The 26,306-nt window shown below is 45.2% G+C and carries 29 protein-coding genes and 1 riboswitch; of the genes, 8 read left to right on the top strand and 21 right to left on the bottom strand.

Annotated features, from left to right (window positions below):
• The first annotated feature begins 135 nt into the window (after positions 1-135).
• The 3 genes from BVI01S_RS01420 to BVI01S_RS01410 all read left to right on the top strand — a co-directional run bounded on the left by BVI01S_RS01420 (position 136) and on the right by BVI01S_RS01410 (position 6,414).
• Complete coding sequence (locus BVI01S_RS01420) at positions 136-1,740, top strand: alkaline phosphatase (protein ID WP_061808935.1); 1,605 nt, start codon at positions 136-138, stop codon at positions 1,738-1,740.
• Between the two features lie 221 nt (positions 1,741-1,961).
• Positions 1,962-3,596, top strand: a complete 1,635-nt coding sequence (locus BVI01S_RS01415; protein ID WP_061808934.1) for a hypothetical protein — start codon at positions 1,962-1,964, stop codon at positions 3,594-3,596.
• On the top strand, positions 3,589-6,414 hold the full coding sequence (locus BVI01S_RS01410; protein ID WP_061808933.1) for a DEAD/DEAH box helicase: 2,826 nt from the start codon (positions 3,589-3,591) through the stop codon (positions 6,412-6,414). Before BVI01S_RS01415 ends, BVI01S_RS01410 begins: the two co-directional genes overlap by 8 nt.
• A 594-nt stretch (positions 6,415-7,008) precedes the next feature.
• Here BVI01S_RS01410 and BVI01S_RS22400 read toward each other — a convergent pair.
• Together BVI01S_RS22400 and BVI01S_RS01405 are read right to left on the bottom strand one after the other, a co-directional pair.
• Positions 7,009-7,182: a hypothetical protein gene (locus BVI01S_RS22400; protein ID WP_156477277.1), complete on the bottom strand. Its 174-nt coding sequence runs from the start codon at positions 7,180-7,182 to the stop codon at positions 7,009-7,011.
• 24 nt (positions 7,183-7,206) lie between these two features.
• Complete coding sequence (locus tag BVI01S_RS01405; protein ID WP_034765212.1) at positions 7,207-7,584, bottom strand: single-stranded DNA-binding protein; 378 nt, start codon at positions 7,582-7,584, stop codon at positions 7,207-7,209.
• 269 nt (positions 7,585-7,853) lie between these two features.
• On the opposite strand from BVI01S_RS01405, the gene BVI01S_RS01400 reads away from it, so the two are divergent.
• Together BVI01S_RS01400 and BVI01S_RS01395 are read left to right on the top strand one after the other, a co-directional pair.
• On the top strand, positions 7,854-8,294 hold the full coding sequence (locus tag BVI01S_RS01400) for a YwpF-like family protein (protein WP_061808932.1): 441 nt from the start codon (positions 7,854-7,856) through the stop codon (positions 8,292-8,294).
• A 97-nt stretch (positions 8,295-8,391) separates the two neighbouring features.
• Complete coding sequence (locus BVI01S_RS01395) at positions 8,392-8,712, top strand: helix-turn-helix domain-containing protein (RefSeq protein ID WP_060672839.1); 321 nt, start codon at positions 8,392-8,394, stop codon at positions 8,710-8,712.
• A gap of 34 nt (positions 8,713-8,746) precedes the next feature.
• Here BVI01S_RS01395 and BVI01S_RS21975 read toward each other — a convergent pair whose 3' ends face one another.
• Together BVI01S_RS21975 and BVI01S_RS01390 are read right to left on the bottom strand one after the other, a co-directional pair.
• Entirely contained in the window at positions 8,747-8,884 is a 138-nt protein-coding gene (locus BVI01S_RS21975; RefSeq protein WP_244886825.1) for an anti-repressor SinI family protein, read from the bottom strand.
• A gap of 33 nt (positions 8,885-8,917) precedes the next feature.
• Positions 8,918-9,075, bottom strand: a riboswitch (cyclic di-GMP riboswitch).
• Between the two features lie 396 nt (positions 9,076-9,471).
• Complete coding sequence (locus tag BVI01S_RS01390) at positions 9,472-10,167, bottom strand: hypothetical protein (RefSeq protein WP_061808931.1); 696 nt, start codon at positions 10,165-10,167, stop codon at positions 9,472-9,474.
• Positions 10,168-10,411: 244 nt separating this feature from the next.
• Between BVI01S_RS01390 and BVI01S_RS01385 the strand changes: the two genes are divergently transcribed.
• A complete protein-coding gene (locus BVI01S_RS01385) occupies positions 10,412-10,738 on the top strand; it encodes a helix-turn-helix domain-containing protein (RefSeq protein ID WP_061808930.1) in 327 nt (108 codons plus the stop codon).
• Positions 10,731-11,336 (top strand): class D sortase, LPxTATN-specific, encoded by a 606-nt coding sequence (srtD, locus tag BVI01S_RS01380; protein ID WP_061808929.1) that lies wholly within the window; start codon positions 10,731-10,733, stop codon positions 11,334-11,336. The genes BVI01S_RS01385 and srtD overlap by 8 nt, the downstream gene beginning before the upstream one ends.
• A 68-nt stretch (positions 11,337-11,404) precedes the next feature.
• Here srtD and BVI01S_RS01375 read toward each other — a convergent pair whose 3' ends face one another.
• From BVI01S_RS01375 to spoIIQ, 12 genes are all read right to left on the bottom strand, one after another.
• The gene (locus BVI01S_RS01375) at positions 11,405-11,785 is read right to left on the bottom strand and encodes a hypothetical protein (protein ID WP_061808928.1); all 381 of its coding nucleotides are present in this window, start codon (positions 11,783-11,785) and stop codon (positions 11,405-11,407) included.
• A gap of 210 nt (positions 11,786-11,995) precedes the next feature.
• A complete protein-coding gene (locus tag BVI01S_RS01370; protein ID WP_034765207.1) occupies positions 11,996-12,295 on the bottom strand; it encodes a hypothetical protein in 300 nt (99 codons plus the stop codon).
• Positions 12,296-12,461: 166 nt separating this feature from the next.
• On the bottom strand, positions 12,462-12,893 hold the full coding sequence (gene fabZ / locus BVI01S_RS01365; protein WP_061808927.1) for a 3-hydroxyacyl-ACP dehydratase FabZ: 432 nt from the start codon (positions 12,891-12,893) through the stop codon (positions 12,462-12,464).
• Positions 12,894-13,068: 175 nt separating this feature from the next.
• Positions 13,069-13,344: a DNA-directed RNA polymerase subunit beta gene (locus BVI01S_RS01360; RefSeq protein WP_061808926.1), complete on the bottom strand. Its 276-nt coding sequence runs from the start codon at positions 13,342-13,344 to the stop codon at positions 13,069-13,071.
• Positions 13,345-13,359: 15 nt separating this feature from the next.
• Entirely contained in the window at positions 13,360-14,202 is an 843-nt protein-coding gene (locus tag BVI01S_RS01355; protein ID WP_061808925.1) for a flagellar hook-basal body protein, read from the bottom strand.
• A gap of 56 nt (positions 14,203-14,258) precedes the next feature.
• A complete protein-coding gene (locus BVI01S_RS01350) occupies positions 14,259-15,101 on the bottom strand; it encodes a flagellar hook-basal body protein (RefSeq protein ID WP_061808924.1) in 843 nt (280 codons plus the stop codon).
• A gap of 47 nt (positions 15,102-15,148) precedes the next feature.
• Positions 15,149-16,159 (bottom strand): rod shape-determining protein, encoded by a 1,011-nt coding sequence (locus BVI01S_RS01345; RefSeq protein ID WP_034765201.1) that lies wholly within the window; start codon positions 16,157-16,159, stop codon positions 15,149-15,151.
• Positions 16,160-16,703: 544 nt separating this feature from the next.
• Entirely contained in the window at positions 16,704-16,964 is a 261-nt protein-coding gene (gene spoIIID / locus BVI01S_RS01340) for a sporulation transcriptional regulator SpoIIID (RefSeq protein WP_034765200.1), read from the bottom strand.
• 511 nt (positions 16,965-17,475) lie between these two features.
• Positions 17,476-19,143: a sodium:solute symporter family protein gene (locus BVI01S_RS01330; RefSeq protein ID WP_061808922.1), complete on the bottom strand. Its 1,668-nt coding sequence runs from the start codon at positions 19,141-19,143 to the stop codon at positions 17,476-17,478.
• A gap of 33 nt (positions 19,144-19,176) precedes the next feature.
• The gene (locus BVI01S_RS01325; RefSeq protein WP_061808921.1) at positions 19,177-19,479 is read right to left on the bottom strand and encodes a DUF4212 domain-containing protein; all 303 of its coding nucleotides are present in this window, start codon (positions 19,477-19,479) and stop codon (positions 19,177-19,179) included.
• Positions 19,480-19,503: 24 nt separating this feature from the next.
• On the bottom strand, positions 19,504-19,686 hold the full coding sequence (locus BVI01S_RS01320) for a hypothetical protein (RefSeq protein WP_061808920.1): 183 nt from the start codon (positions 19,684-19,686) through the stop codon (positions 19,504-19,506).
• A gap of 293 nt (positions 19,687-19,979) precedes the next feature.
• Positions 19,980-20,858: a stage II sporulation protein SpoIIQ gene (gene spoIIQ / locus BVI01S_RS01315; protein WP_061808919.1), complete on the bottom strand. Its 879-nt coding sequence runs from the start codon at positions 20,856-20,858 to the stop codon at positions 19,980-19,982.
• A 219-nt stretch (positions 20,859-21,077) separates the two neighbouring features.
• Between spoIIQ and BVI01S_RS01310 the strand changes: the two genes are divergently transcribed.
• Positions 21,078-21,515 carry a VanZ family protein gene (locus tag BVI01S_RS01310; protein ID WP_061808918.1) on the top strand — a complete coding sequence of 146 codons (438 nt, stop codon included), beginning with the start codon at positions 21,078-21,080 and terminating at the stop codon, positions 21,513-21,515.
• 34 nt (positions 21,516-21,549) lie between these two features.
• Here BVI01S_RS01310 and spoIID read toward each other — a convergent pair whose 3' ends face one another.
• The 5 genes from spoIID to BVI01S_RS01280 all read right to left on the bottom strand — a co-directional run bounded on the left by spoIID (position 21,550) and on the right by BVI01S_RS01280 (position 26,018).
• Complete coding sequence (gene spoIID / locus BVI01S_RS01305; protein WP_061808917.1) at positions 21,550-22,563, bottom strand: stage II sporulation protein D; 1,014 nt, start codon at positions 22,561-22,563, stop codon at positions 21,550-21,552.
• A gap of 484 nt (positions 22,564-23,047) precedes the next feature.
• Entirely contained in the window at positions 23,048-24,349 is a 1,302-nt protein-coding gene (gene murA / locus BVI01S_RS01300; RefSeq protein ID WP_061808916.1) for a UDP-N-acetylglucosamine 1-carboxyvinyltransferase, read from the bottom strand.
• Between the two features lie 32 nt (positions 24,350-24,381).
• Positions 24,382-25,131: a YwmB family TATA-box binding protein gene (locus BVI01S_RS01295; RefSeq protein WP_061808915.1), complete on the bottom strand. Its 750-nt coding sequence runs from the start codon at positions 25,129-25,131 to the stop codon at positions 24,382-24,384.
• A gap of 221 nt (positions 25,132-25,352) precedes the next feature.
• Complete coding sequence (locus tag BVI01S_RS01285; protein ID WP_034765174.1) at positions 25,353-25,589, bottom strand: DUF1146 family protein; 237 nt, start codon at positions 25,587-25,589, stop codon at positions 25,353-25,355.
• Between the two features lie 213 nt (positions 25,590-25,802).
• Entirely contained in the window at positions 25,803-26,018 is a 216-nt protein-coding gene (locus BVI01S_RS01280; RefSeq protein ID WP_034765173.1) for a hypothetical protein, read from the bottom strand.
• Positions 26,019-26,306 lie beyond the last annotated feature (288 nt).

Raw genomic sequence — 26,306 nt, 5'->3', positions numbered from 1 at the left:
ACGTCTTTCCACAAACCTTTTTATTTTCATTGTACAACAGATAAAAAGATCGCGAAAAGCCCCTTTCCTATACATACTCCTCCCCCACCAACAAATACTATACCCACACTAAATGAAAAGGAGCCCGAATCCACCATGAAAACAATCAAACAGCTAATCATCCTCCTATCACTCTTAACCCTCACCCTGCCCGCCTCCTCCACAACCGCCGCCACCCCACCCCACAAAAACGTCATCCTCATGATCATGGACGGCACCAACTCCGACATCCTCACCCTGTCCCGCTGGTATCGAGGGACCGACCTCAAGCTCGATACGATTCTGAGAGGCGGCGTCCGGACCTATTCCGCCCAGTCCGCCATCACCGATTCCGCTGCAGCAGGTTCCGCCATGGCGACAGGTGTGAAGACGAAAGCCGATTATATAGGGATGAACCCTGACAGACGGCCCGTCCTGACCGTCCTTGAAGGCGCCAAGCTGTCCGGTTACAGGACCGGCATCGTCTCCACCTCCCCTATCCAGCACGCCACCCCCGCTGCATTCACGTCCCATGTTTTGAACCGGGATGAATTCGGGGATATCGGTGAACAACAGGTCTACCAAGGGTTGGATGTCGTACTGGGCGGAGGCGGAGCATGGCTAAAGCCTCAAACCAAGGAGCCCACCAAAGACGATGACGGCATGCTGAAAACAAAGCAGGTCAGCCGAGAAGACGGGGAAAACCTCTTTAAAGAAATCCATTCTTCAGGCTATACGTTGGTTCGGAAGAGGGACGGACTTCTAAGAGGGACGACCTCTCCAAAGCTATGGGGCGTGTTCGCTGATGAAGATATCTCTTATGAACTGGACCGTCCTCATCTGAATCCCGATGAGCCTTCCCTTGCAGAGATGACCCGTGCAGCCATTGACCGGCTTTCTCAAGGGGGAAAGGGCTTCTTTCTCATGGTCGAAGGCAGCAAGGTGGACTGGGCCGCTCATAAGAACGATCCAGTCGGGATGATCAGTGAGGTATTGAGCTATGACGATGCCGTCAGTGAAGCCCTTAATTTTGCCCGTAAGGACGGGAACACCATGGTCGTTGCCGTGACCGATCATGGAAATAGCGGACTGACACTTGGGAACCATGGGACGAACGGGGATTATAAAAGTCTGCCTGCCGATCAATTCATCAAACCTTTGAAGAAAGCCAGGCTTACCGTCAAGGGGGCCACCTCCCAGTTGAAAAAGGATCAATCGAATTTAAAAGAGGTCCTTGCAAGCTATGGGTTGGGTGACCTGAGGGGGAAGGAGTTTGGCAGGATGGAAGCTGCAAAGAGCATGGACGATCTTGAAAATGAAATGGTGAAACTGATGGCGGAGCGGGCAAATCTCGGCTTCACCACCCACGGCCATACCGGTGAAGACGTCTTTTTATACTCGTATGGACCAGGAAAGCCGGTTGGACTGATCGAAAACACCGACATCCCACGGGTGATTTCTGATTACATGGGATTTTCATTGAGGACGGGACCTTTCACCTCCTGGTATGTGGATGGGATGAAATACTATCGTGATTTGGGGTATGAGGTAACGGTTGAGGGACGGACCTCTATAAACCCTATGATGGTGGCGGAGCGTGACGACGAGGTGCTCCGCTTTCCGGAAAATAAGGATTTTTATTGGAGAAATGATGAAAAAGTGGGGTTGAAGAGCTTGAATGTGTATGATGGGGAGACGTTTTATGTGCATGTGGAGGAGTAGAGTGGGGGGGGGACGGTTTTAATGGGGGATCTTCCCCCACCAAAACCCTCTCTTCCACCACCGTGCCAGGCACCAAACCCACCGCCAAAACACCTCTCACCCACACCATTCGACAAACCCCACACCCTCTCCCCACCACTTCCTCCACCCCATGTTCCTTTTCCCCCTCCTTTTGCGTTATAATAAAAGAATGCGATTTTATAGATTGGAGAGGTTGGTTGATGTCGATTCGTATTCAGGAGTTGAAGGATAAGTTGCTTCCCATGAGTCAGTCGATACAGGGTGAGCTGGACCCGAATCAGGACGAGAGCAAGAATGTCGTATCGAAGGGCCTTCTTTTGTTCCGTCAGAATCTGGTTTCGAACGTGAAGGTCCGGGATGATGAAGTGTCGGCGGAGGTGCAGGATGTGACACCTGTGACCTTGGAGCTGAACTTATTGTTCCCCTTGTTAAGCAAGTGCTCATGTCCGCAGGATAAATGGTGCCGGCATCAAATGGCGACCTTTTTTATGCTCTATAACAAAGTGGGACGGGTCAGTGAGTGGATCCAGAATTGGCGGAGTCAGTCACAGCCTGCCACTCCGGAAGCACAATCACTGGATGATTTAATGAAAAAGCACGGTGCCTTAAAGAAGGCAAGCGATCTATTGACCGAACGGAAAACACGCGGGAACACGCCGGAGGAATGGTGGCAGTTCTTTGACTCCCTTCTCAAAAAGGAAGACCTGGAGTTACTTGAAAGGCAGCCCTATTTAATGGACGTCCTCGTGCAGAATATCACGAAGCGATTTATGAAGGAAGCTCCGTTTGAACGGGAATGGAAGCCTCTTTATCAGCTGTTTGCGACCTTTTATCTCTCGATTGAAATCGACCTTTTTCTACAAAAACGGAATGTCGAGCTGAGCCGTGAGCAGTACAGCATGTATGATTTCCTCCTAGGCGAAATGGAAGATGCCGTGGAGAAGCTGTCGATCCATGCCATGCCGTTCAGCTTCGATCCGTATATTGCTTTTTTGAAAAAGCAGACGATCGAGATGAGCGATTCCAGAGAGAACAGTACGATGATGAAGGCCGAAGTGTACCGCTTCCTATGGTACTACTTGTTCAAACAGAAATCATGGCGCCGGGAAGAAGTGACCCGATTGGAAGAGCAAGATAAGCAGGATCCGACCTTCTTCAATGTCGCACTCCTTCATCAATATCTCCTCCTCGAGGATTTGAATAAAGCTAGTGAAGTTGTGGATGAACTCGGAACAGAACTTGTGGCTTACAGTGAGTTCTGGCTCCGTAAATTCTTCGTCGGGAAGCGGTACGAAGTCGGCTTCTTCCTGGTCCGGAATATCCTCTCGAGGATGCCGGATCATCTCGAGACCCTTGATTATTATGAAGCGACCCGGTTCGTCCGCTGGTTCGTACGGATTTTGCCGATGGATTGGCTGATGGAAAAGGACAGCACGCTAGTGAACGAGCTACTCCTCTCCATGCTTCCGTACAGCTTTTTCTCATACAACGAATATCTCATCACGGCGAAGGCTTACCGTGAATGGGTCGAGTTGCAGAAATATATGAACTACAGCATTGGCGAGATGGAAGGCATGGGTCTCCGTGACGTGACGAAGGAAGCACCCGAGCTTGCCCTGCCCATCTATTACGCCGGCGTCATCACAGCGATCGACCAGAAGAACCGCGACAGCTACAAGCTTGCGGTCCGTTATATGAAGAAAATCCGAACGATTTATAAAAAAACGAAGAAAACCGATAAGTGGGATGTGTATCTCACCTATATCCTGGAGAAATATAAGCGTTTGCGCGCGTTCCAAGAAGAGTGCAGAAAGGGTAAGTTAATCGATGCTTAAACTGTCTTCCGTGAAAATCAATGTCCATACAACTGAATATGAAGACCGTTTCTTCATCACTGCGGAAAACGACGAAGGCGAACTCCTTCCCCCGAAAGACTGGAAGGGGCAGCTGTTTCTTTGGCATGAAGAAAGCTACTACGGGACCCTCCTTGAGGAAACGGATGGCGGAATTCCTGTCTCCAAGTGGCAGTTCCTGACCCTTCTTGCCGGCGAGCACTTCAGCGGCATGATCCAATGGGACTGGGATGAAACCGGTCAGGCATGCATTGCGATTGCCCCAGTCATCTATGAGGCCGTCGAAGCCGGACGCTGGCTGCCGCGCTTTGAAGAATGGCAGGAAAAAGGACTGCAGTTTCACATCCCCGATGAAGTATGGTCGAACTTCAACGACGAATTCTGGGATGAAGAGCTTCCCCATGGAGGTCCGTCCCTCAAACATTTAACGGAATCCTGGTTTCAGGGTGCGTTGAATGAGGCGATGGCGTCGGGTGGGTCGAGTGCGATGAAGCGGATCCAGAAGCTGAAAGAGAGTACGCTGACGTCTGAAGAGCTGGATGCGTACTTTGATGAGAGACGATGGAGTGACTGGATCGCAGGGGCTGATGAGGAGCTGCCGTTTTCCATCGGGCTCCGGATCACGGAACCCCTTGATGAGGATGAATCCTGGGAACTTGAAACGATTTTACGGGACCGCAAGAAACAGAACCGGATCATATCCCTTGCTGAAGACACGGTCCCTCCCTCCTGGAAAAAACACCTCCCGGATGTGTCCGAAGAACAGGAACGCTGGATGAAGATGCTGCCGATCCTCCGTGACACGGATGGCTCCCTCCGGACGGCTCTCGGTGAGCATGACGCCTGGGATTTCTTATCCGTGCTCAGTGAGAAACTGATTGATCTCGACATCGAGATCCTCCTGCCATCCTGGTGGGAAGCGATGAAGGATGCCCAGGTTCTCGTGAAAGCAAAGTTGAAAAACACGGATACGAGCTATCGTAAATCCTTTGTTGGACTGAATGCCATGCTTGATTTCGACTGGCGCCTCTCCATGAACGGTTTCAATCTTTCTGAGGATGATTTCAATCAGCTCGTCGACGATCAGCGCCGGTTGGTCAAAATCCGCGGTCAGTGGATGAAGCTCGATCCTGCCATGATTCGCCGGATTCAACAGATGATGACGAAAGCCAAGCAGGAAGGCATCTCAATCCAGGATATGCTCGAACAGGAGCTTGTACCCCGTGACGACGATGAGTCGGACGTGGATCCAGAAGACGATGAGCATGACCCTTACAAGTACGCCAGGATTCAGCTCGAGCTCAACCGTTCCATGAAAAAAATGGTTCATCAGCTGACGAATGTGTCGTCGATTCCGCTTACGGAAACGCCTGATACCTTTGTCGGCGAACTCCGCCCCTACCAGCAGCTGGGGATGAGCTGGATGCTCTTTTTACGGAAGTTCGGCTTTGGCGCCTGTCTTGCCGATGACATGGGACTGGGAAAAACCGTGCAGCTGATCACCTATCTGCAGCATGTAAAGGAAACCGAAAAACCGGAAACCCCTTCCCTGATCGTTGCCCCTACCTCCGTTCTCGGAAACTGGCAGCGTGAGTTGGAGAAGTTCGCACCGGCCTTGAAGGTTCACCTACATTACGGGCCGACCCGTGCGAAGGGTGAAGGTTTTGCGGCTGCCATCAAGGACGTCGATGTGGTGCTCACCTCTTACGGTTTGTCCCATATCGATTATGACGAGCTATCACTCGTGGAATGGACATCGATTTCCCTTGATGAAGCCCAGAATATCAAGAACGCCAATACGAAACAGTCCCGTGCGATCCGCAAGCTGAGCGGCAGGCATCATATTGCCCTCACCGGGACCCCGATGGAGAATCGTCTGTCGGAACTGTGGTCGATCTTTGATTTCCTCAACCACGGCTATCTCGGTGGGTTCACCCAGTACCAGAAAAATTACATCGCTCCCATCGAAAAAGATGAGAACGAAGAAAAAGTCAAAGAGCTTCAGGCCAAAATCAAGCCATTCTTACTGCGTCGAACAAAGAAAGACCCTGAAGTCGAATTGAATCTGCCTGAAAAGCTCGAGCAGAAAGAATATTGTCACCTGACTGCCGAGCAGGCCGCCCTGTATGAGCAGCTCGTGAAAGACACCCTTGCTAAAATCGAAACACTGAGCGGATTTGAGCGCAAAGGATTGATCCTGCAAATGCTCAACCAGCTTAAGCAGCTTTGTAACCACCCGGCTCTTTATTTAAAGGAACCGGATCCGAAATCGATCCTCTCACGCTCTGAAAAAATGCAGAAGCTGAAGGACATCGTGGAAACCGCCCTCGAATCCGGTGAAGCCTGCCTGATTTTCACCCAGTATATCTCGATGGGGGAAATGATCCAGGACGTGATGAAAGAAGAATTTGATGTGGATGTCCCATTCCTGAACGGAAGCATGGCCAAAGGAAAACGGGATGAACTCGTGGAGAAATTCCAGAACGGTAAATTCCCTGTCTTCCTTCTGTCACTGAAAGCCGGCGGTACCGGCCTGAACCTGACCGCTGCCAACCACGTCGTCCACTACGACCGCTGGTGGAACCCGGCCGTCGAAAACCAGGCCACCGACCGTGCCTACCGGATCGGCCAGAAACGTTTCGTCCACGTGCACAAGCTCGTGTCATCAGGCACCCTCGAAGAAAAAATCGATGCCATGCTCATGAAAAAGCAGGCCCTGAACGATGAAATCATCCGCAGCGACCAGTGGGTGACGGAATTGTCGGATCAGGATCTGGAATCGTTGTTGGTGTTGGAATAATATTGATGAGCCTCTTTCCTTTTGTGGGAAAGGGGTTTTTTTAGTGGTTACCCACTACAAAATGGTTTAATTTGGAAAAATACGCAATAAATGAAATAATGACGCAATTACCTTCGAAACGACGCAATTAATTTGAAAATGACGCGATCACTCAAAAAAAAGACGCAATTAATTTCATAGCGAACCAATCCACATTCACAAAGCTTAATTTTCTTATAAAATAAATGCCTAAAAGAGGTTCAACTAAGGGATTCCCTCTCCTAGCCTCCTGGTTTCTCTCAAAACTTTCTCATCTCACGCCAAAACCTGTAGAAAACTAAATTTAAAGCGCTACCACCTCTTCTTTTTTCCAAATATAATTACAAAACGATTTATTCCGCAAACAAAAAAAACACCAGCCTCCCCTCAAGGAAACCGGCTCAATATGAAGACAAAAAGGGGAATCATTCACTTTCACTTACCGCTACACATGTTTATGTTTAATGAGGCAAACCTGGGGCATCTTGCGGGTGACCATTGGACTTTGAGACATTGCTTATAGGTTGGTTGGATTGCTACTTATGGAAAGAAATCTGGTTGAGGGTTATTAAAAGATCAAGATGAGGTTTTTAAAACCGGGTTCGGATATTCGTATCCTTGTTCAAGGGCGGTTACCCGTTGAGATAAGTAGAAGTTTTCGACATTGACTCTTGCTACTTTTTTAATGAGGTCTTCCGTCATTTTTTCCAGTCGATCGACTCTTTGTTCAAGTTCTTGCAGTGTGGCCACAACTCCATCTCCCTCGCGAAAATATTAGAACGGCAACTCGATCGGTTCCTTCTTGCTTGGTTCAGGTGTCACCGGGGACGCCTGCTTACTGTCCAGGAACCGAATGTTTTCAGCGACGACTTCTGTGATATAGGTGCGCTTTCCTTGATCATTTTCGAAGTATCGCGTTTGGATGCGTCCCGTCACCCCGACGACGGAACCCTTCCTGCAGTATTTCTCCGTATTTTCCGCGGCACGGTTCCATATCGTACAGAGTACAAAGTCGGAATCGATCTGACCTTGCTGGTTTTTATATGGCCGGTTCACGGCAATCGTCACGCTAAGTACTGATTTTCCTTCCAGCGTTTTTCTCGCTTCCGGATCTTTCGTCAGCCTTCCCACCAGGGTCACTTGGTTGATCACTTGGGTTCATTTCCTCCTTTCTGTTAAGGTGTAATCATCTTACCTCCGAACTGCAACTTTTGTAAAATCGTGAATTTCCGAAATTCGGGGCAAAAACGGCTTGAATTTTCGAAATTCGCCTAGGGAGATTTTCCCCTTTTTTATCAAAATCATGCTGAAAAACACAAAATTGCATCTTTCGTCATTTTTTTCATCGGCAAATGTATTAGGGAAAACAAATCCCCCTATGATATAATTTGGTAAAACCTTTAAATGGGAGATGTTCGTTCATGAAAACCTTTAAAGTGATTTCCCTTCAAGTAGTGGAGGACGAGGAACTGCATGACTTTGAGCTTGTGGACGGTCTGATCATCAACAAAGAAGACGGTCAGAAAACATGGCTTGTCGAAACATATATGTCGAATGAATACATCGAATTTTTTCAAAAGGCCCAGCAAAGTGAGGACGATTTGGAAATACAGGTCGTGATTTCTCATGCAGCCAATGACCCCGCTGCCTTCATGACATCCATCCGTTGCATTAAGGAAATGGATGAACATATCAGCATCATGTTTGAAGGAAAATTGAAGAAACAGCGGAATGAGTATGCGGAGATCCTTCTTGATGACCTGGTGCAAAAAGGGTATTCCGGGGATGAACTGGTTCGTGAATTCCGTGAGAAGATGGTGTCTAAGCCAAGGATCCCGGCAACAGCAAAGCCGAGCGTTTAATTATACGAAAATATGTAATTTCTTGTCGAAATATTTATGATATAATTATATTTAATATTGTGACTTCAAACATGAAGTCTTTAGGTAGGTGTCCATAATGATTGGAGAGAGAGTTAAGAAATACAGACAAGAAAAAAGGATGTCCATGACGGAGCTCGCCGAAAAAGCAGGCGTAGCGAAGTCTTATTTGAGTTCGATCGAACGTAACCTTCAACAAAACCCTTCCATTCAGTTTCTTGAGAAAGTATCCGCGGCTTTAGGAATTCCCATGGATGCTCTCCTATACGATCAGCCCGAGGATCAAAACATTGATCACGAGTGGATGAAGATTGCAGAAGAAGCAATGGATTCAGGAATCACCAAGGAACAGTTCCGTGAGTTCATTGAATTTAATAAATGGAAATTAGACAATAAATAAAGTCTTGCGAAGAGTTCGCAAGACTTTATTTATCTTAAATCACTTTGTACTCCGATTCTGCTCCCTGAGGGCGATTATGAAGAAATTCCCTGATTTCATTTTTAGAAATTCCGGCGTCCAGTGCTTGTTTAATGAGTTCCATCCATTCGAGATCCAGTTCACGATTTGTCAATATAAATACCCTCCCAAAATACATGTATGTATTCCAGGCAATCCAGCCATCATAGTTTTCAACTAACCACACCTTCTTCATCATTATTTCTGTTCATTATATTCAAGATGTTTATGAAGATATGCCTGTTTTCAAACCTTAGATCTGTGACTTTGCGTCCTTATCTTTCAATAAGTTTGCCTTTATCTGACTCTTCCCTTCGAACTAATTCGATTATACTATTAAATATTCCGGGTTCGTGTTGTTTTTTGTCTATTCTGACAACTTAATTTATACTATTATACTACATGTTATTCCATAATATAACAACCGGTGCGCTTTGCTCATATTATTAGAAAAAATTTATGGTTGATTGTGTCGAAAAAGCTATGAAATTATACTATTTTTATAGACTTCTATCTTTTTCTTAAGAGGCAGGACTTTCCCATTAATATTTTGGTAATTACTAGCATTATAAAATGGTTGATTGGATAAATCATACTTACATGTTGGACACACCCATTCACCTGTTTCTGTACTGCTATAAGAAGGTCTTGCACAACGCGTACAAACTTTTTTATACATTTCATCACCCCTTCATATATTCATTAATCTTTTTTGCCTGATAGACGTTTATTTATATAGATGATGGTGACACCCACTGTTGTAAAAAGTGAGCCAAGCATTAACAAAAAGTAAAGATTAGTTGAGGTATTCGGGAGCTTGGAACCTTGAGACTCTGCAGGTATTGCCGGATTATTCTTAACGTTTGAGTTCACTGGTGTAAGAGGGTCATTTGATACTGGGTTATTGTTTGTATTGTTGGGGTCATTAGGTAGTGTGTTTCCATCCGGAGATGCTACTACAATCATTAATTCAAAATACGCTGAGGTGTTTTGAAAATCATTACCTAACTCATATGGCATTTTCACCTGAAATTGGAGGGTGTCCGTATTTTCACTTTTTAATTCTTTCGGCTGGAAATCACCGAAATTTTTCAATTTATCATCAAAAATCTTTTTTGAGTTGTTTCTTTCGTATACCTTCAATTCTAACTCGTTAAAAAGCTTTTTATTGGATTGCTTGTTATTGACTTTAATCGAATAATGGAAATCTTCTTTTCCTCCATTCTTAATCTTCAAACTTCTTTCTGCCCAATCCCCAGGCTTCATATTAGAAATCTTAAACAAATACTTCTCATTTGGAATTAAAATAAGGTCTATCTCATCTGCATAAGTTTTATCCGCCATGCTTGAGATTAAAAATAGGAATAAGAATATAATGACGGCTTTTTTTCGCTTCATCTCTTTTTCATCCCCTAAACTCAACAATTGTTAAGACCATCACCCTACTTGTTCTTATTAAAGAACAACTGTATTCATTATATGTCCTTAATAATAAAATGGAAATCTTTAAATACATCTAAATTCCCGGTAAAACAATACAAAGTTTCTATTTTCCTCTTATTACCTTCAAAAAACAATCATTTCCTTACTTTATAAAAAACATTTTGTTCTATATAATGAATAGTAAAGGAGATCAAGAGACATGGTGGGTGATAAAATTAAAATTTTAAGGGAAGAAAAAGGGTATACAATAAACGAACTTTCTCAATACTCCACTGTATCAAAATCTTATATCAGTTCCATAGAAAGAGGTATCCAAAAGAATCCATCTATTGATATCCTAAAAAAAATTGCACTTACATTAGACACTTCACTAGAAAGCATCCTATCAACGGATAATAATAAAGTATATTTAGACGAGGAGTGGATCGAACCCCTTAATAAAGCGATTTCCCAGGGCTTAACAAAAGAAGAATTTATCGATTTTCTTTCTTTTGTTCAATATAAAAGGAGGAACCTCAATGAATAAACGTTATTTTTTGGTAGGGGGCATGCTTATTTTGGTGGCGGGTTTGACTTGTATATTTTACTCACTCTATCAGATAAATAACAATGCGAGAGAAGAAAGTAGAGCAATGGATATAGCAAAGACATCTATTTTAGGGTCACCTTCTAATCAAACTCATCCCGTCACGAAACCTTCACGTGTGCCGATTGAATACCATTTAAAAAAAGGGGATGTTATTGGGATATTATCCATTCCGAGGTTAGAAAGAGAGTTACCTATAATCGAAGGAACAGATGGGAAAGAACTGAAGAAAGGCGTCGGCCATTATTCAACTACAGCACTTCCACAAGAAAACGACCAAATATTTTTGGCTGGTCACAGAGATACCGTCTTTAGAAACATTGGGGATCTCAAATCAGGAGACCTCCTTTCCATCAAAATGCCTTCGGGGACCTACTCCTATGAAATCTTCAACTCATATATTGTGGAAGAACATGATACCACTGTTATCAGACAAACCAATCCTCAAGAAATTCTTACACTTTCTACTTGTTATCCTTTTAATATTTATGGGAGTTCAACTCAGCGATACATTCTTGAGGCGAAAAGAATATACTAAAAAACCCCATTCCTGGTAGAAGGGGAACACTTTTTTAGAATTCAAATGTGATCAGTTCGATAGTCAATTTAGTCATTTGTCTCTAATTTATCAATCAAGTACTTAGCTTCTAGCTTACAAGCATAATCAATGTCAGTGCCTGACTTTTCTTGCAGCTCTTCAAGCTTGGCAATCTGTTGAGCCGATGGTTCCTCAGAAAGAACTTTTGCAATCGTTTCATTGATTTTCACAGCCAACTCTTCATGAAATTGTTCATTATTTTTTATTTCTTTATCAAGATTTTTATACCATGAAGCGTGTTCATTTATGTATATTCGCCAAGCTACGATGAAATTCTGTATATCAAATTTGTCTTCTTTCCATTGGATCGAAGACATGTATTGTTCAAATGAGGTTTTTATTGAACGGGTAATACTTATTTTTGTACCCGATGATAAGTTTTTCAACATGTAAGTAAAGTACCCCCCTAACCAGTTTCTTATACATAATTTTATTTTTACTATAACATAAGAAATTACTGTTATGTAGAATATGGAGTCTGAAAAATATGGTAATAAACCCAAAATATTATACTATTATCATTTTACAGTAATGCGTAAGACACTGCAAATATTAGAAATAAGGCAGAGACAACAATATGTCGCCTCTGCCTTCTAACCTTACTCGTCCTTATTATCCTTATCCTTCATATCGATATCATCTTCTACAGCGTCTTCTTCTGGAGTGTTGTTATCCTTCGCTGCATCTTTATCGCCTTGCTTGTTCTTGTCTTCTGACTCAGGGTAGTTCTCTTCATTCATATCCCCGTTGTCGTTCATGTCGTTATTCTCATCCATGTTGTCGTTTTCTTCCACTGGTGCTTCGTCTTCCGGAGGAGGCTCCTGGTTGGCGTTACATCCTACAAGAAGGAAAGCGGCAAGTGCAGATCCACCAAGGACCGATAGTAACTTTTTGCTCATGATGTATGGCTCCTTTCGATGTTGGTTAATGTAAGACCGTTACGTTGGTCTTTTGTTAGCTTTCCCGGAAAATGAATTAACTTGCATATGGAAACATTTTCGAGTTAAAAAAACCGGGTTTGACGTGAAATCAATCACACCAAACCCGGTTTTCTGTATGAGATCTCTACTGTTTATCACCAAGAGCAAACATCATCTCTAACTCACAAGCAACTTCTCCATCAACGGTCGCCACACCTTTACCTTTACCGATCGGTCCTTTAAAGCGGATCATCTCCACTTCAAGTCGCAGCTGATCTCCAGGCTTCACCTGACGCTTAAAACGACATTTGTCGATACCCGTGAAGAACGCCAGACGCCCGCGGTTATCTTCCACCTTCAGCATCGCCACGGCCCCTACCTGAGCCAACGCCTCGACGATTAGCACACCCGGCATGACAGGGTAATCAGGAAAGTGACCATTGAAAAACTCCTCATTCGCCGTCACATTCTTGATCCCGATTGCCTTCTTGCCTTCCTCCACCTCTAAAATCCGGTCCACCAGCAAAAACGGATAACGATGGGGAATAATCTCTTTAATCTCATTAATATCAAGCATGTATAATTCCTCCTACCAATATGTATGTACACCTTATTGTACAGAAATCAGGGTTGGAATAGCAACAGGATGGGAGGGACGGACCTCGAATCACAAGCTCCATCCGCAACGAAACCCTGTTATATCAAGGTTCACTGCCGCAAAAGCTAACGATTTCGAGGTCCGTCCCTCCAAGTTATTTCTTCACTACGATATCAATAATATGCTGCCAGGTTTCTACTTTGAAAACGTCGGCGGCGTTGCCGTTGCCGATGCCTGCGAAGCCGATGACGGCACCGAGGACGAGGCTTCCTGCAAGAAGAAGGATGAACAGAAGGATTCTGAGCCAGATGGGAAGCATGCGAACACGCACCCAGCGTGATGGCTTGGTTTCGTCCTTTTGCTTTGCCTTTTTTTCTGTTTTCACTGATTCTCTTGTCACTTTTTCTTGCAGTAGCTCTTTTTCACTCATAGCATTTAACTCCTTTTAGCGTATCCCATTTACAAGGCCCATCATTTGATCTGCAAGGGAGATCGATCGCGCCTGGAATTGATATGATCGTTGGACATTCAGCATGTCCGTCATTTCTTTGCTGATATCCACGTTCGAACCTTCTAATGAACTCTGAACCATGGAAATATCCGTTCTTGCTCCACCGGTTACGTTGGTCACGACTTCATCTTCCATGACGCCCAGTTGATCTAGGTTGCCTGCAAAGCCTAACAAGTTTCCGCCATACTGCTGAAGAAATTGAGATTTCTTAACGGTCACAACGCCCAGGTTAAAGCGTTCTTCCCCGCCGCGGGAGTCCCTGACGGTCAATACACCATTGTCGCCCAATTCAAAAGCAGCCGCGTCCTCAGAAAACGTAATATAGTTATCATTCTCATCGAGTACCGGCAGCCCACTTCCGTTCACGAGCATCATTTCCCCGTTCCCGACAGGACTCGCGGAGAATGCTCCGTCCCTCGTGTAGCGTACGGCACTCGAGTCCTCATCTTGAGACAGCACCTTGAAGAACTGACGATCGCTGGTCAAAGCAAAGTCCAACGAACGGCCAGTAGTTTTCAATGACCCCTGATTCATTATCAGCTGCGCCTGTGAAAGCTTGGCACCGTTCCCTTCCCGGACTCCCAGAGGGGTGAGCCTGCCTGTTTCAAACTTATCTACGCTCTGATTTTTCACCTGCTGCACAAGCATTTCGGAGAACGTTGCATCCCGGCGCTTGTACCCGTTTGTATCTGCGTTCGAAAGATTGTGACCAATCATATCCATTTGTTTCTGCAATTGGCCTAATGTGTTGGTTGCTGTAATCATCGTCCGATTCATGACACGTTCTCCCCTATTATAAGGTATTCAGTGACGAAATTCATTTACAATACTTGCTATCCGTTGACCCGGCCGATTTCGTTGGCTGCCTTTTCCATGCTCCGGTCATACGCCTGAAGCACTTTCTGATTGGCTTCGAATGCCCGGTACGCCGACATCATGTCAATCATCGTACGGGAGGCATCCACATTGGACCGCTCCAGAAAGCCCTGCTTGGTGGCAAAGGAAACATTGGGCTCATCATAGGCATCAGCTAGAGCGACGTTGCCTTCTGTTGCCAACAGCCCATCTCCTTGCTTGACCAGCAGGTTCGGGTTATCCGAATAACCCACTCCAAGCGTAGCAACGGCGTTCCCATCTACGACAATCTGGCCGTTTTCACCAACCGTGAACTGATCGCTTTCCAGTTGAATCCGGTCACCATTTTCATCCAGCATATAAAAACCGCTGTTCGTCGTAAGAAAGCCATTTCCGTTCACTGTCAAATTTCCGTTTCGCGTATAGCGTGGTGCGCCGTCCGCTCCTTCCACCGTCAGGAACACCGATCCACGGACCCCCGTCTCTTCATCGACAGGCATGGAACCATCCAGAAGCGCCACATCCAAGCCGCGACCCGTTTCCTGAAGGTCACCCTGCACAAAGGAAGGAATCGTTTCCTGCATATACACACCTGTATTAAGCGCTCCCACTCTTTGATTAAAAGGAAGCGACAGCTTTTTTTCAGTCGGGATCGATGTGGAATCCATCCGATCCATCAGCATCTCTGGAAATGCCCGCATCGAAGCCTGATCCGCTTTATATCCCGGTGTATTGGCATTCGACATATTGTTTGTCAGCATCTCGGTCTTCCGCTGCTGAGAAAGCATGCCGGATGCTACTGTATAAAATCCTCGAAACATCTACATTCACCTCTTAACCGTTATATCGGATCGATGGCGCAGTGGTTTTAGCCGATTCTTCTTCTGGAAATCTTATCGATATTCTCAAGCATCAATCCCGTTCCGACGGCTACGCAATCCATCGGGTTCTCCGCAATCAATACCGGTACCTTCAATTCTTCGGCAAGAAGGGTGTCCATTCCGTGAAGAAGAGCTCCCCCACCGGTTAAAATAACCCCGCGGTCAATGATGTCCGCTGACAATTCAGGAGGCGTCTTCTCAAGGACATTTTTCGCAGCCTGTACGATGACTGCCACAGACTCACGAAGAGCCCCTTCGATTTCCTTGGATGTCACGGTGATCGTACGTGGAAGTCCTGATACCATATCGCGGCCACGGATGCTCATTTCCCTGCGATCTTCGTCAAGTGTTTCAGAGAATACTGTCCCGATATTCACCTTGATATCTTCAGCCGTACGCTCCCCGATCAGAAGCTTGTACTCTTTTTTAATATAATTCAGAATTTCGTGGTCAAATTTATCCCCGGCCATCTTGATGGACTGACTAGTCACGATGTCACCCATGGAAAGAACCGCTACATCCGTCGTTCCTCCACCGATGTCAACGACCATGTTTCCAGTCGGATTGAAGATATCCATGCCGGCACCGATCGCCGCCACTTTAGGCTCTTCTTCCAGATAAATCTTCTTCCCGCCGCTCTTTTCAGCCGCTTCCCTGATTGCCTTCTGCTCAACACTCGTGATGTTCGTAGGGCAGCAGATCAAAATGCGAGGCTTCGAAAGGAATCCTTTTACATTCAATTTATTGATGAAGTGCTTCAGCATGGCTTCCGTCACATCAAAGTCTGCGATGACTCCGTCTTTCAGCGGGCGTGTCGCCACAATATTACCAGGAGTACGTCCGACCATGCGGCGCGCTTCCTCACCAACTGCCAGCACCTTACCCGTATTCTTATCCAGTGCCACGACCGATGGCTCATTCAAGACAATCCCTTTTCCTTTAACATGAATTAATACATTAGCCGTACCAAGGTCAATCCCAATATCTTTCGCGAACATCTTGTGTTTCTCCCTTCTACTTTTACAATTTCAATAGTGCATATCATCTATGATTTTCATCTTAATGTCATTACGCAAAAACGTTAAGGTAAAACTTTCACCTAATTAACTATTTTACCATAAATATGTCGAATGGCGATGTTCTTTGTCAAAAAAATGTATTGTTATTGTTATTATTTTGGAAAAAGGTAGGTGTTTTGGAGGGTTATGTTACAGGAGTGTTAAGGATTGATGGTTGGTGGGGGATTTTTGGGTGGTTCAGCTGTTGAATATGTACGGAATTTCAGCTGCTGATTTTTGCTTGTTTTTTGACAGGTGAATTTTTGCCGTGAAATCAGCAGCTGAACTTCAAGTGATATTCACCTGCTAAACGCTCCTCATTATTCTCCTGCTAAAAAAACGGGAATAATCAGCAGTCTAATTCCGTACAGATTTTAACAGCTAAACTTCATCCAATATTCAGCAGGCAAAGTCATACATCCTCCCCCAAAACGCAAAAACACACCAAGCACAACCCATCATTCTGGGGCTTGGCGTATTTTGGTTAGCTGTGGAGCTCTTCTTTTTTGTACTTTTGCTTGGTTGCCTCTCCACCTCGTAGATGCCGGATTGATTTATGGTAATCAAGTATGGTTTTGACTTCATTTGCGAGATCCGGATTGATTTCTGGCAGTCGTTCTGTTAAATCTTTATGGACAGTACTTTTGGACACGCCAAACTCCTTCGCAATTACACGAACAGTTTTTTTCGTCTCCACGATATACTTACCAATCTTGATTGTTCTCTCTTTGATGTAATCGTGCACACCACTCGACCTCCCTAAATTGGATGTGAGAAGTGTGAAATGAGACTCGCTTTCGCATCAATGAAATAGTACAGACCCCTTGCACATGGGCAAGCGGCAGAAAGCCTTATTTAGGACGGCAGCTTCCTGATGTTACAACGTATAAACAACTTATTCAGCTAATGACCAATGGTATAATGACGATTCCTCACCTCAAACACTCTCTGTTTTGATAGGTTTGTTTCATTTTATTAGCTTGTGCCCACATATATGCACAAAAAACACAATAAGGACAAGGTTTTGCTTGAATTTTCTGAAAAAATGACTGTGAGGGACGGACCTTCTCATGGATAAGCGAAGGAAAATACGTGACGTGGCGAACCGTCCAATATCATTCGACATCATCTGTATCGGTTCCCCTTCCCTCACTATTTCCTGAGAAATGAGTCGATGAATCTGAGAAAATGTCTGATTTTCTATGTGCTCAGGAAAAAGCCGTACCGGGATTTCCCCATGGTACGGCTTCCATCCATCATGCTTTAAAATCGACCTCATCATCCACCCAGACTTCCCCGTCCTTAAAGGTCATCTGCTCCGGATAACGAAGATCCATTACTTCTTCCTGGATCTTCTGTGAAGGAGCTTTCGTCATGAGGGACACGACGATATTGGCAATGGCCGCTGAGGCTGCCCCGAACACACCCGCTCCTGTATCAATGATCCCGAACAGGGTCACGCCTGATCGTGCCAGGAAGATGTAGGTGAGGGTCACCGCTAGCCCCACAAGCATTCCTGCAATCACTCCCTGGGCATTGGAGCGCTTCCACCAGACGCCAAGTAAGAGGGCAGGGAAGAACGTCCCTGACGCCAGGGCAAAGGCCCAGGCGACGATCTGGGTGATGACTCCTGGAGGATTCAACGCCACCACTCCGGCGAGGACAGTAGCCACCACAATCGACCAGCGTGCCACCGCCAGGCGATTCCGCTCTGTCGCGTTCGGCTTGAATACCCGGTAGTAAATATCATGTGCAAAAGATGATGAAATGGCGATCATCAATCCGCCTGCCGTCGATAATGCAGCTGCCATGGCACCTGCTGCCACGAGCCCGATGACGAATACGCCAAGGTTCGCGATCTCCGGTGTCGCCATGACCACGATATCATTCGAAATGATGATTTCCTTCCATTGAAGAATTCCGTCCCCATTCGCATCGGCCACCTGCAGTTTCCCCGTATCCACCCATGAGGCCGTCCAGGCAGGCAGATCGCTGATTTTGCTTCCGGCTACTTTTGTCATCAAAATAAAACGGGAGAATGCCGCATAAGCTGGAGCTGATAGATATAGAAGCCCGATGAAAAGGAGTGCCCATGCACCTGACCATCGCGCCGCCTTCATCGTGGAAACGGTATAGAACCGGACGATGACATGGGGAAGTCCGGCGGTACCGGCCATCAGCGTGAACATGAGGGCCATGAACTGCCACTTCGTCCCGTTTGTAAAAGGAGCGAAGTATTCCGACACACCGAGCTCCCGGTCGAGTTCACCGATCTTCCCGACCAGCTCACCGTACGATATCCAAGGGGCAGGGTTCCCCGTGATTTGCAGGGACATGAAGATGACCGGGATCAAGTACGCTATGATCAACACGATATACTGAGCCACCTGGGTCCACGTGATCCCCTTCATGCCGCCGAACGCAGCGTAAAAGGCAATGAGGACGACACCAATCATCGTACCGACCTTGGCATCGATTTCGAATAAACGTCCGATGACCACACCCGACCCCGACAGCTGACCGATCGAGTACGTGAAACTGATGATAATCGTACAGATCGCGGCAATGACCCGGGCCGTGTGACTGTTATACCGGTCCCCGATGAATTCCGGCACCGTATACCGTCCATACTTCCTGAGCTGTGGTGCGAGGAGGAAGGTCAATAATAAATATCCCCCTGTCCACCCCATGATATAGGCAAGGCCGTCATACCCTAGGATCATGACGGTACCGGCCAGTCCGATGAATGATGCCGCACTCATCCAGTCTGCCCCGATTGCCATCCCGTTGAAGATCGGCGGCACCCCACGGCCGGCTACATAAAAGTCCGATGTCGCCTTCGCTTTGTTATAAACCGCAATTCCGATATACAATGCAAACGTCAACAGAATAATAGACGTCGATACGATAAACTGAGTATCCATTCATTCTTTCCCCCTGTTTCTTCTCTATTTGTATTAATGATCCAGCGTTTTTCCGTAGCTGATCTGCTCATTCCGGCTTTCATCCAGTCCATATTTCTTATCGATCCCGTCACTCACCTTCGCATTCACGTAAAGCAATACAATGAAAATGATGATCGATCCTTGTGCGCCCATGAAATAATGGAACGGAAACCCGTTGATGGTGAAGGTGGAGAAGCTTTCGGCAAACAGTACAACACCGAAGGAGGAAAGGAGCCAGATGACTAAGTACAAGGCCATGTATCGATTTTTTTCTTTAAAATACTGATCGGCTTTCGCTCTATCAATCTTCTTCATGTACGTAACCCCTTTTCAAGCTCATTATTTTAAACTGAAAATAAATTTCACTGTTTCAAAAAACGGCACCGGGACAATGGCAATCTGCACAATAAAATAAATGAATAAAGACACGAAAGGTATGGTCAGAAAGAATGCCCGTTTCTTCCTCAGGGCAAGGATGATGCATCCTCCTGTGATGAGTAAAAATAGCATGAAGTAGATCAACGTTTCACCTCCCTCTTTATAAAGACTTAATTTTCTGAAATTTTATTCATGCCATCATTATCTTTACTGGAAAAAGCCTGGTCAATAAAGAAAAAACGACAACTGTGCGACACAGGTTCACCAGTCATTTTTCTAAAATAAGGATATTTCAAAAGATATGGATATTAAACGGTAGAATGATAATGGAAATGCTTTACCAGTAAACCTTCCTCCCTGTCGAATTTCCAAGGAAATTTTTTTGGACAAGCAAAAAGACTGACCGGTATTCTCCGGTCAGTCTTCATTTATAGGTGTTACTCTTCTTCTTTTACGTCAGCGCTGTCTTTGCTTTCTTGTTTCGGCTTGGCCTGGTCCTGCTTTTCTTCAGCTGCGTCTTTTTCTTCAGTAGCTTTGTCCTCAGTAGCTTTGTTTTCGCTAGCTTGGTCTTCTACGGCATTTTCTTCTGCAGCTGCTGCATCCGGCTGTTCACCTGAAACTTTCTTGTCTTCAAGCTGTGCTTCTTGAAGAGTGGCAAGAGACTTATTGAAGTATTCCATTGGATTCACGGCTACATCCGCTTTACGGATTTCAAAGTGTACGTGAACACCGGCTTCTTCATTGAATAAGCTCTTTCCTGCTTTCGCAATGGCTTGTCCTTGATCGACTACATCTCCAACCGCGACTTCAAAATCTTTCACTGATTGATAGCGAGTCACGATGCCTTTGCTGTGCTCGATTTCAATCGTGTTGCCAAGTAAGGAATCTTCCTGAACCTTTGTGACTGTACCGCTCATGGCAGCCAGCACATCGAATTCTTTCCCATCTTTCGAGATGTCGACTCCTTGGTTCGGGTAGTACATGTTTCCATACACGACTAGGGCAGCTTCCTGTTCTTCAGCTGAAGCTTCAGTGTCGTAGTATTGTTTTTCGATCACTGTGTCTTCAGGGCTTGAAACAGGCATTACAAAGTTTTCCAATGAACGATTGACTTCTTCTGCAGGCTGGTTGAACTCATTGTCAGTAGGAACTCCATCATAGCTGTAATCCTTGGCTTTCTCGTTTACATCATTTCCTGCCTGGTACCACAGAATCCCCGTGATAATGATTGCTGCACTTGCTAAATAGATTGCTGGGTATGCCCAACGTCTTTTCAAAAAGTTTTGAGAAGGTTGTTTCTTTTCTTCCTCTCTCATTTTCATCACCTCAGCAATCATTCTGAACAGAATTCAGAAAATATATACACATTGGTGAAAAAATTTTAATTTCTTAGGTTTCGACAAAGTGGGGAGGATTATGTATGGTTGTTGAATTTTTCTCAAAAAAATGTGGCAAACTTCGAAACTATGGAGTGATGATAACGAAATCCCGGTCCCCCATGGTACAATACTATAAACTGAAAGGACGGATCCTATATGAAGAAGTTACTTAAATATATGCTCACGGCTGCGCCTTTTCTTTATATGATCCTGATTTGGATCATGTCGAGCAATCCCGATGATGCCGTGCTGCGGTTCCCTGATGATGGGATGGACCGGTTCATCAAGGAATCTCTCCACTTGGTCGAGTTCGGGATTTTATATGCATTGTTTGTCGTCGCCCTGCTCACACACGGAAAGCTTCGGTTCACATTGAATTTCACTGTTGCACTGATCGCTATTTTTTATGGATTCATAGATGAGATCCATCAATCCTTCGTTCCGTACCGGTCTTCCACGATGATTGATGCCGCCAAGGATCTGATCGGGGTCACTGTTCTGTTCTGGATCGTGAACCGCACGTATTTCCGGAATCCGGATCACAGATTGACGAAGGCGATGAAGAGGTTTGAAGCTTATGTAAAAAAGGATTGAGTACGGTCATCATGACCATACCCCATCCTTTTTCTTATCTTTGTGCCGTCACCTTCTGCAGGAGTTTGCTGGATTCTGTTATTTTGACGTCTTTATAGTAATGGGTCACAATATCTTTATAATTCTTGCCTTCCTTCGCCATCCCATTGGCCCCATACTGGCTCATACCGACTCCATGGCCGAATCCTTTTGTGGCAATGACGATGTGGTCATCCTTCAGGTACCAGGTGAAGTCCGACGATCTCAGGCCTAATTTGTCCCTGATCTCCCGCCCGGTGAATTCTTTCCCATTGATTTCTACCTTCGCCACCCTTTTGCCTTCGGTCCTTGATGTGATCGTTCCCACCGACCCGTCCTTAGGGAGGGTGACACCTAGTTTCTGTTTAAATTCATTGATCGGGATGATCTTTTGATCTTCAAATTTAGGAGATGCTTTATCCCACGGACTCTCCACACTCCGTAAATACGGAATATCATCTGTCCAATATGCTTCTGAGTTTTCCGTATAGCCGTTGCTTGTCGAGAAGAAGGCGGCCGTAATCGGCTTATCATCATATGTGAGCACTTTCCCTTTGGTTTCAAGGACCGCTTCTGAAATCTTCTTGATTTTCCAGTCATAGTCGGATCCCCATAGGGTGGCCAGTTCCTTTTGGTTTTTATACACCTGATGGGAGACCGTATCCGTCACATCGGCTCCCTTCGGCACAGAAGGATCATCTGACATAAGCTGATTCACCATATAGGTCCTTGCTGCAAGAGCCTGTGCCTTCAATGCTTCCTTTTCAAAATCCGCCGGCATTTCACCCGCCACTACCCCTACGACATACTGCTCAAGGGGAAGCTTCTCGATGAGATCCTGGCTGGATCGATACACCGCCACCTCGACTGAGTCTGCCAATTCTTCAACGGAGGGTGTGTTTTTCAGCTTTTCGTCCAGGTTTGCCGTGTCCTTGTCTGATGAAAATGGGAGTACCAGCAGAGTGGGTACAAGAAAGATGATGCTGATAAAGATTGAGAAGATGATCACTACGGGTTTCAACTGCTTCATGTTCGCGGCCTCCAATGAAAGATTAAATAGGAGAATGTCCTAGCACACTTCTCCACTCTCTTTCATATGTATGGTAGTGGACAAGCAATTATGATTGTGAATTGGGAGAGTAATAATATCGTGCAGGGGACTTTGGTTTTTGAAAATAAATGTGGTGGATTTGATAATAAAATGGGATTTTTAAAAATAAGTGTGGGGTTTTTGAAAATATATACTGATTGACACCCGGATCTTGGTCTCTCAATTTCCGAATCCAGCCGTTTTCTTTTGAAATAGAGCCGTTTCCCGGTAAAATCCAGCCACTTTCCTAATAAAACCGGCCAATTTTGAACATAATCCAGCCGAAACGATCATTTATCCAGACAAAATACTTTTTTTACCAAATACCAACTGTCCACCGCCACTCGTCGCTCCTCCCACACCAAAAACACCAAACAAAAAAGGCAAGCCCTCCAAAAAGAGCTCACCTTCTCCACCTATCTATTTACGCATCCTTGATCATGTCTTCAGAAACAGGTGTTTCTTCGACTTCCTTCACACGCTCGATATCGGCTCCGAGGCCTGCAAGCTTCTGATGGAAGTTCACATATCCACGATCTAAATGCTTCAGTTCTGTTACGCGGGTATAACCGTCTGCCACTAGACCAGCGATGGAAAGTGCTGCTGCAGCACGAAGATCCGTTGCAGCCACTTCTGCCCCTTGAAGAGGTGTTGGTCCGTTCATGATGACAGAGCGTCCTTCGATCTTGATGTCTGCTCCCATGCGACGGAATTCTTCCGCATGCATGAAACGATTTTCAAATACGGTTTCCGTGATGACGCTGGTACCGTCAGCTGCCAGAAGCAAGGCCATCATTTGGGATTGCATATCTGTCGGGAAACCTGGATGTGGCATCGTTTTGATATCGACGGATTTCAGTTTCTCCGGTCCGATGACGCGAAGCCCTTCTTCTTCATCGATGATCGTAACGCCCATCTCTTCCATCTTCGCCACTAACGAAGATAAATGTTCAGGAATCGCGCCTTTTACAAGGACATCCCCTTGAGTGATCGCAGCAGCCACCATGAAGGTTCCTGCTTCAATACGGTCAGGGATGATGCTGTGCTCGACACCGTAAAGACGGTCTACACCTTCGATACGGATCGTGCCGGTTCCTGCACCTACCACGCTTCCTCCCATTTTGTTCAGGAAGTTCGCTAAGTCGACGATTTCAGGCTCTTTTGCCACGTTCTCTAAGATGGTCGTTCCTTCTGCAAGAACCGCTGCCATCATGATGTTTTCTGTTGCCCCAACGCTTGGGAAGTCCAGATAAACCTTGGCACCCTTCAATCTTCCGTCTACTTCAGCTTCGATGAAACCATTTCCTACCTTCACTTTGGCTCCCATTGCTTCAAAGCCCTTTAAGTGTTGGTCAATCGGTCTTGATCCAATCGCACAGCCACCAGGAAGAGCGACACGCGCTTTACCCGTACGGCCTAAGAGTGAACCCATTACAAGAACGGATGCACGCATTTTACGCACATATTCAAACGGTGCTTCTACAAACAACTCTCTTGATGCATTCACGATGACTTCACCATGGTTGAACTCTACATCTGTATTTAAATGACGTAATACTTCATTAATCGTATATACATCGGAGAGTGGTGGTACATTTTTAATGACACTTTTTCCTTCACTTGCTAATAATGTAGCAGCGATGACTGGTAAAACGGCATTCTTTGCTCCTTCAACTTGCACTGTACCGCTTAAACGCTGACCGCCGCGGACGATAATTTTTTCCAAGAGTATTCCCCTCCGCGTCCAATTTCTCTATATTAATATTCAATAATTAGGATGGGTGTGCCAATCACAAAGGTTGTCTTAGCGCCCATTCCGCTTTTCCGTAGACCTAGTTGTATATTCATATCATCATTTTTTGTTGGAATAGTCCGTGACATTTGTTCCGAGTAAGCTGAAATGGAATAAAAGTCTTCTTCTTTAAGTGATTCCAGTTCTTTTGCGTCTAATTTCGACATTAGTTCGACAGCCTGATTCGACAAAACTTTCTCAAGCTTATCATTGAATTCGCCTTTTATACAAGAGAAAATCATAGGTTTAGAAGTAAAAATGATTTCCATATTTGGGATGAATTCGGACTTAATATACTGCTTCGTCTTTTCTCCCAACGCTTTCTGATTTCCGCGCATTTCATACATAATGTACGAAACCGAATGCCCGTTTGTGGGGGTGTGCTGGAGTTTAATGGTTTCTTCCCCGTGAGACGTCTGACGTTGTCCCACAACCACTACTCCTTCAGCCGATTTTTCTGTCTCCCAGTTAAAATCAGAAAATGTTTCCTGCATAGTAGTACTATATTTGGCAAACCCTTTATTCGTGAAGCTTTTTTTGTTTTCTCTTGCATATAGAGACCATTCAGTTATCTGACCTTGAGAATGAACAATGGCTTGATCAAGCTTTTCAATGTCTAATAAATGTTTGGCTTCGATAGTGTTGTTCCCATTAATGACAGGAAGAAAACCTAATCCAACCAAAAAGATTAAAATAATGTAAAAATACCGACTCATTTTTCATTCCTCCCCTTACCTAAAGTCTGTCCGAATAGGGGGAGAACATACTTGAAAATTGTCGTCATCTTTTTACAATTATTGAGGCTTTCAAGCCAGTCCCGTGAAAAGGGTTTCACTTTGAAACTTTTTCACAAAGGGACGAACACAAAATTAATCTTACTCAAAACAGTGTCCCTTGAAAACATGCAGGAAGACCTATTTTTTGTCAGAACCTCTACTTATTCAAAGAAAACCGGTAAGCTCTGAGACCATAAGTAATAGTCCAGTAAAAAACGGCTGACGGCTGACCCGATTGCGACCGTTAGTAGGACATACAATAGTCTCCCTTGTGCGACCCGATTCTTCTTCAGGAGCTTGTCCAGCTGAATGGCTTGCAAAGCCCAAAACGTGATCCCGAATACAAATAAATGCACAAGCATGCTGACAAGTGCCTGTTGACCAAAGCTTTCCACCACTCTTCTCACTCCCTCAAATAATCAAATTCGACACACATAGACCATTTTAGCACATTATTCAGTAATTACCTATGTATTTTGCAAATTTTTTGAAGAGGTCCGTCCCTCAACAAAACCACCCATTACAGAGGATTGTAATGGGTGGTTTTGTTTATTAGAGGGCGTATCTCATAAGGTTGTAATGTGTGCCGCAGAGGTGTTTGGCTGGAGGTTTTATTTCTTTTTCTTTTTGCCTGTTTGGCCTTGTTGCATGCATTCGTAGTAGTATCCCTGGCAGCCGCATTTTGCCTGTTTTCCCTGGCCCTTTTGCTTATCTTTGCCGCCTTTGGCTTCGGGCTGTCCCATATCACCGATCATCCACTGATATTCTCCATAGCTTTGGCACTGCTGCTGACCTTTTCCTTTTCCTTGTCCTTTTTTTGAACTCATTTTTCCATCCTCCTTTTGTCCTTTCCTACATTCTACGTTCAGGAACCGCCTCGCGTTTGGGTTGTCCCACCTAAATCAGAGCCTATTTTTCGAAGATTTGTTTTTATAATGGATTTATGGGGGCAGTTTCTCAGCCAGGTCTGTCAATCGTTGAATGATGGATGGCGATGGTAGTCAATCGCTCTTTATATATTGACAGTTAAAAAGGACAGGGATTGGACCAATTACAAATCATGCTTAGTAGTTGATTGAAGCGGAAGGTGCTCGACTCCTGCGGGAAATGCGGGA

The organism is Rossellomorea vietnamensis NBRC 101237 (assembly GCF_001591825.1).
GTDB classification, from domain to species: domain Bacteria; phylum Bacillota; class Bacilli; order Bacillales; family Bacillaceae_B; genus Rossellomorea; species Rossellomorea vietnamensis.
Note: the sequence above shows the minus strand (reverse complement) of the source record. Positions and strands in the feature narration are given on the sequence as shown.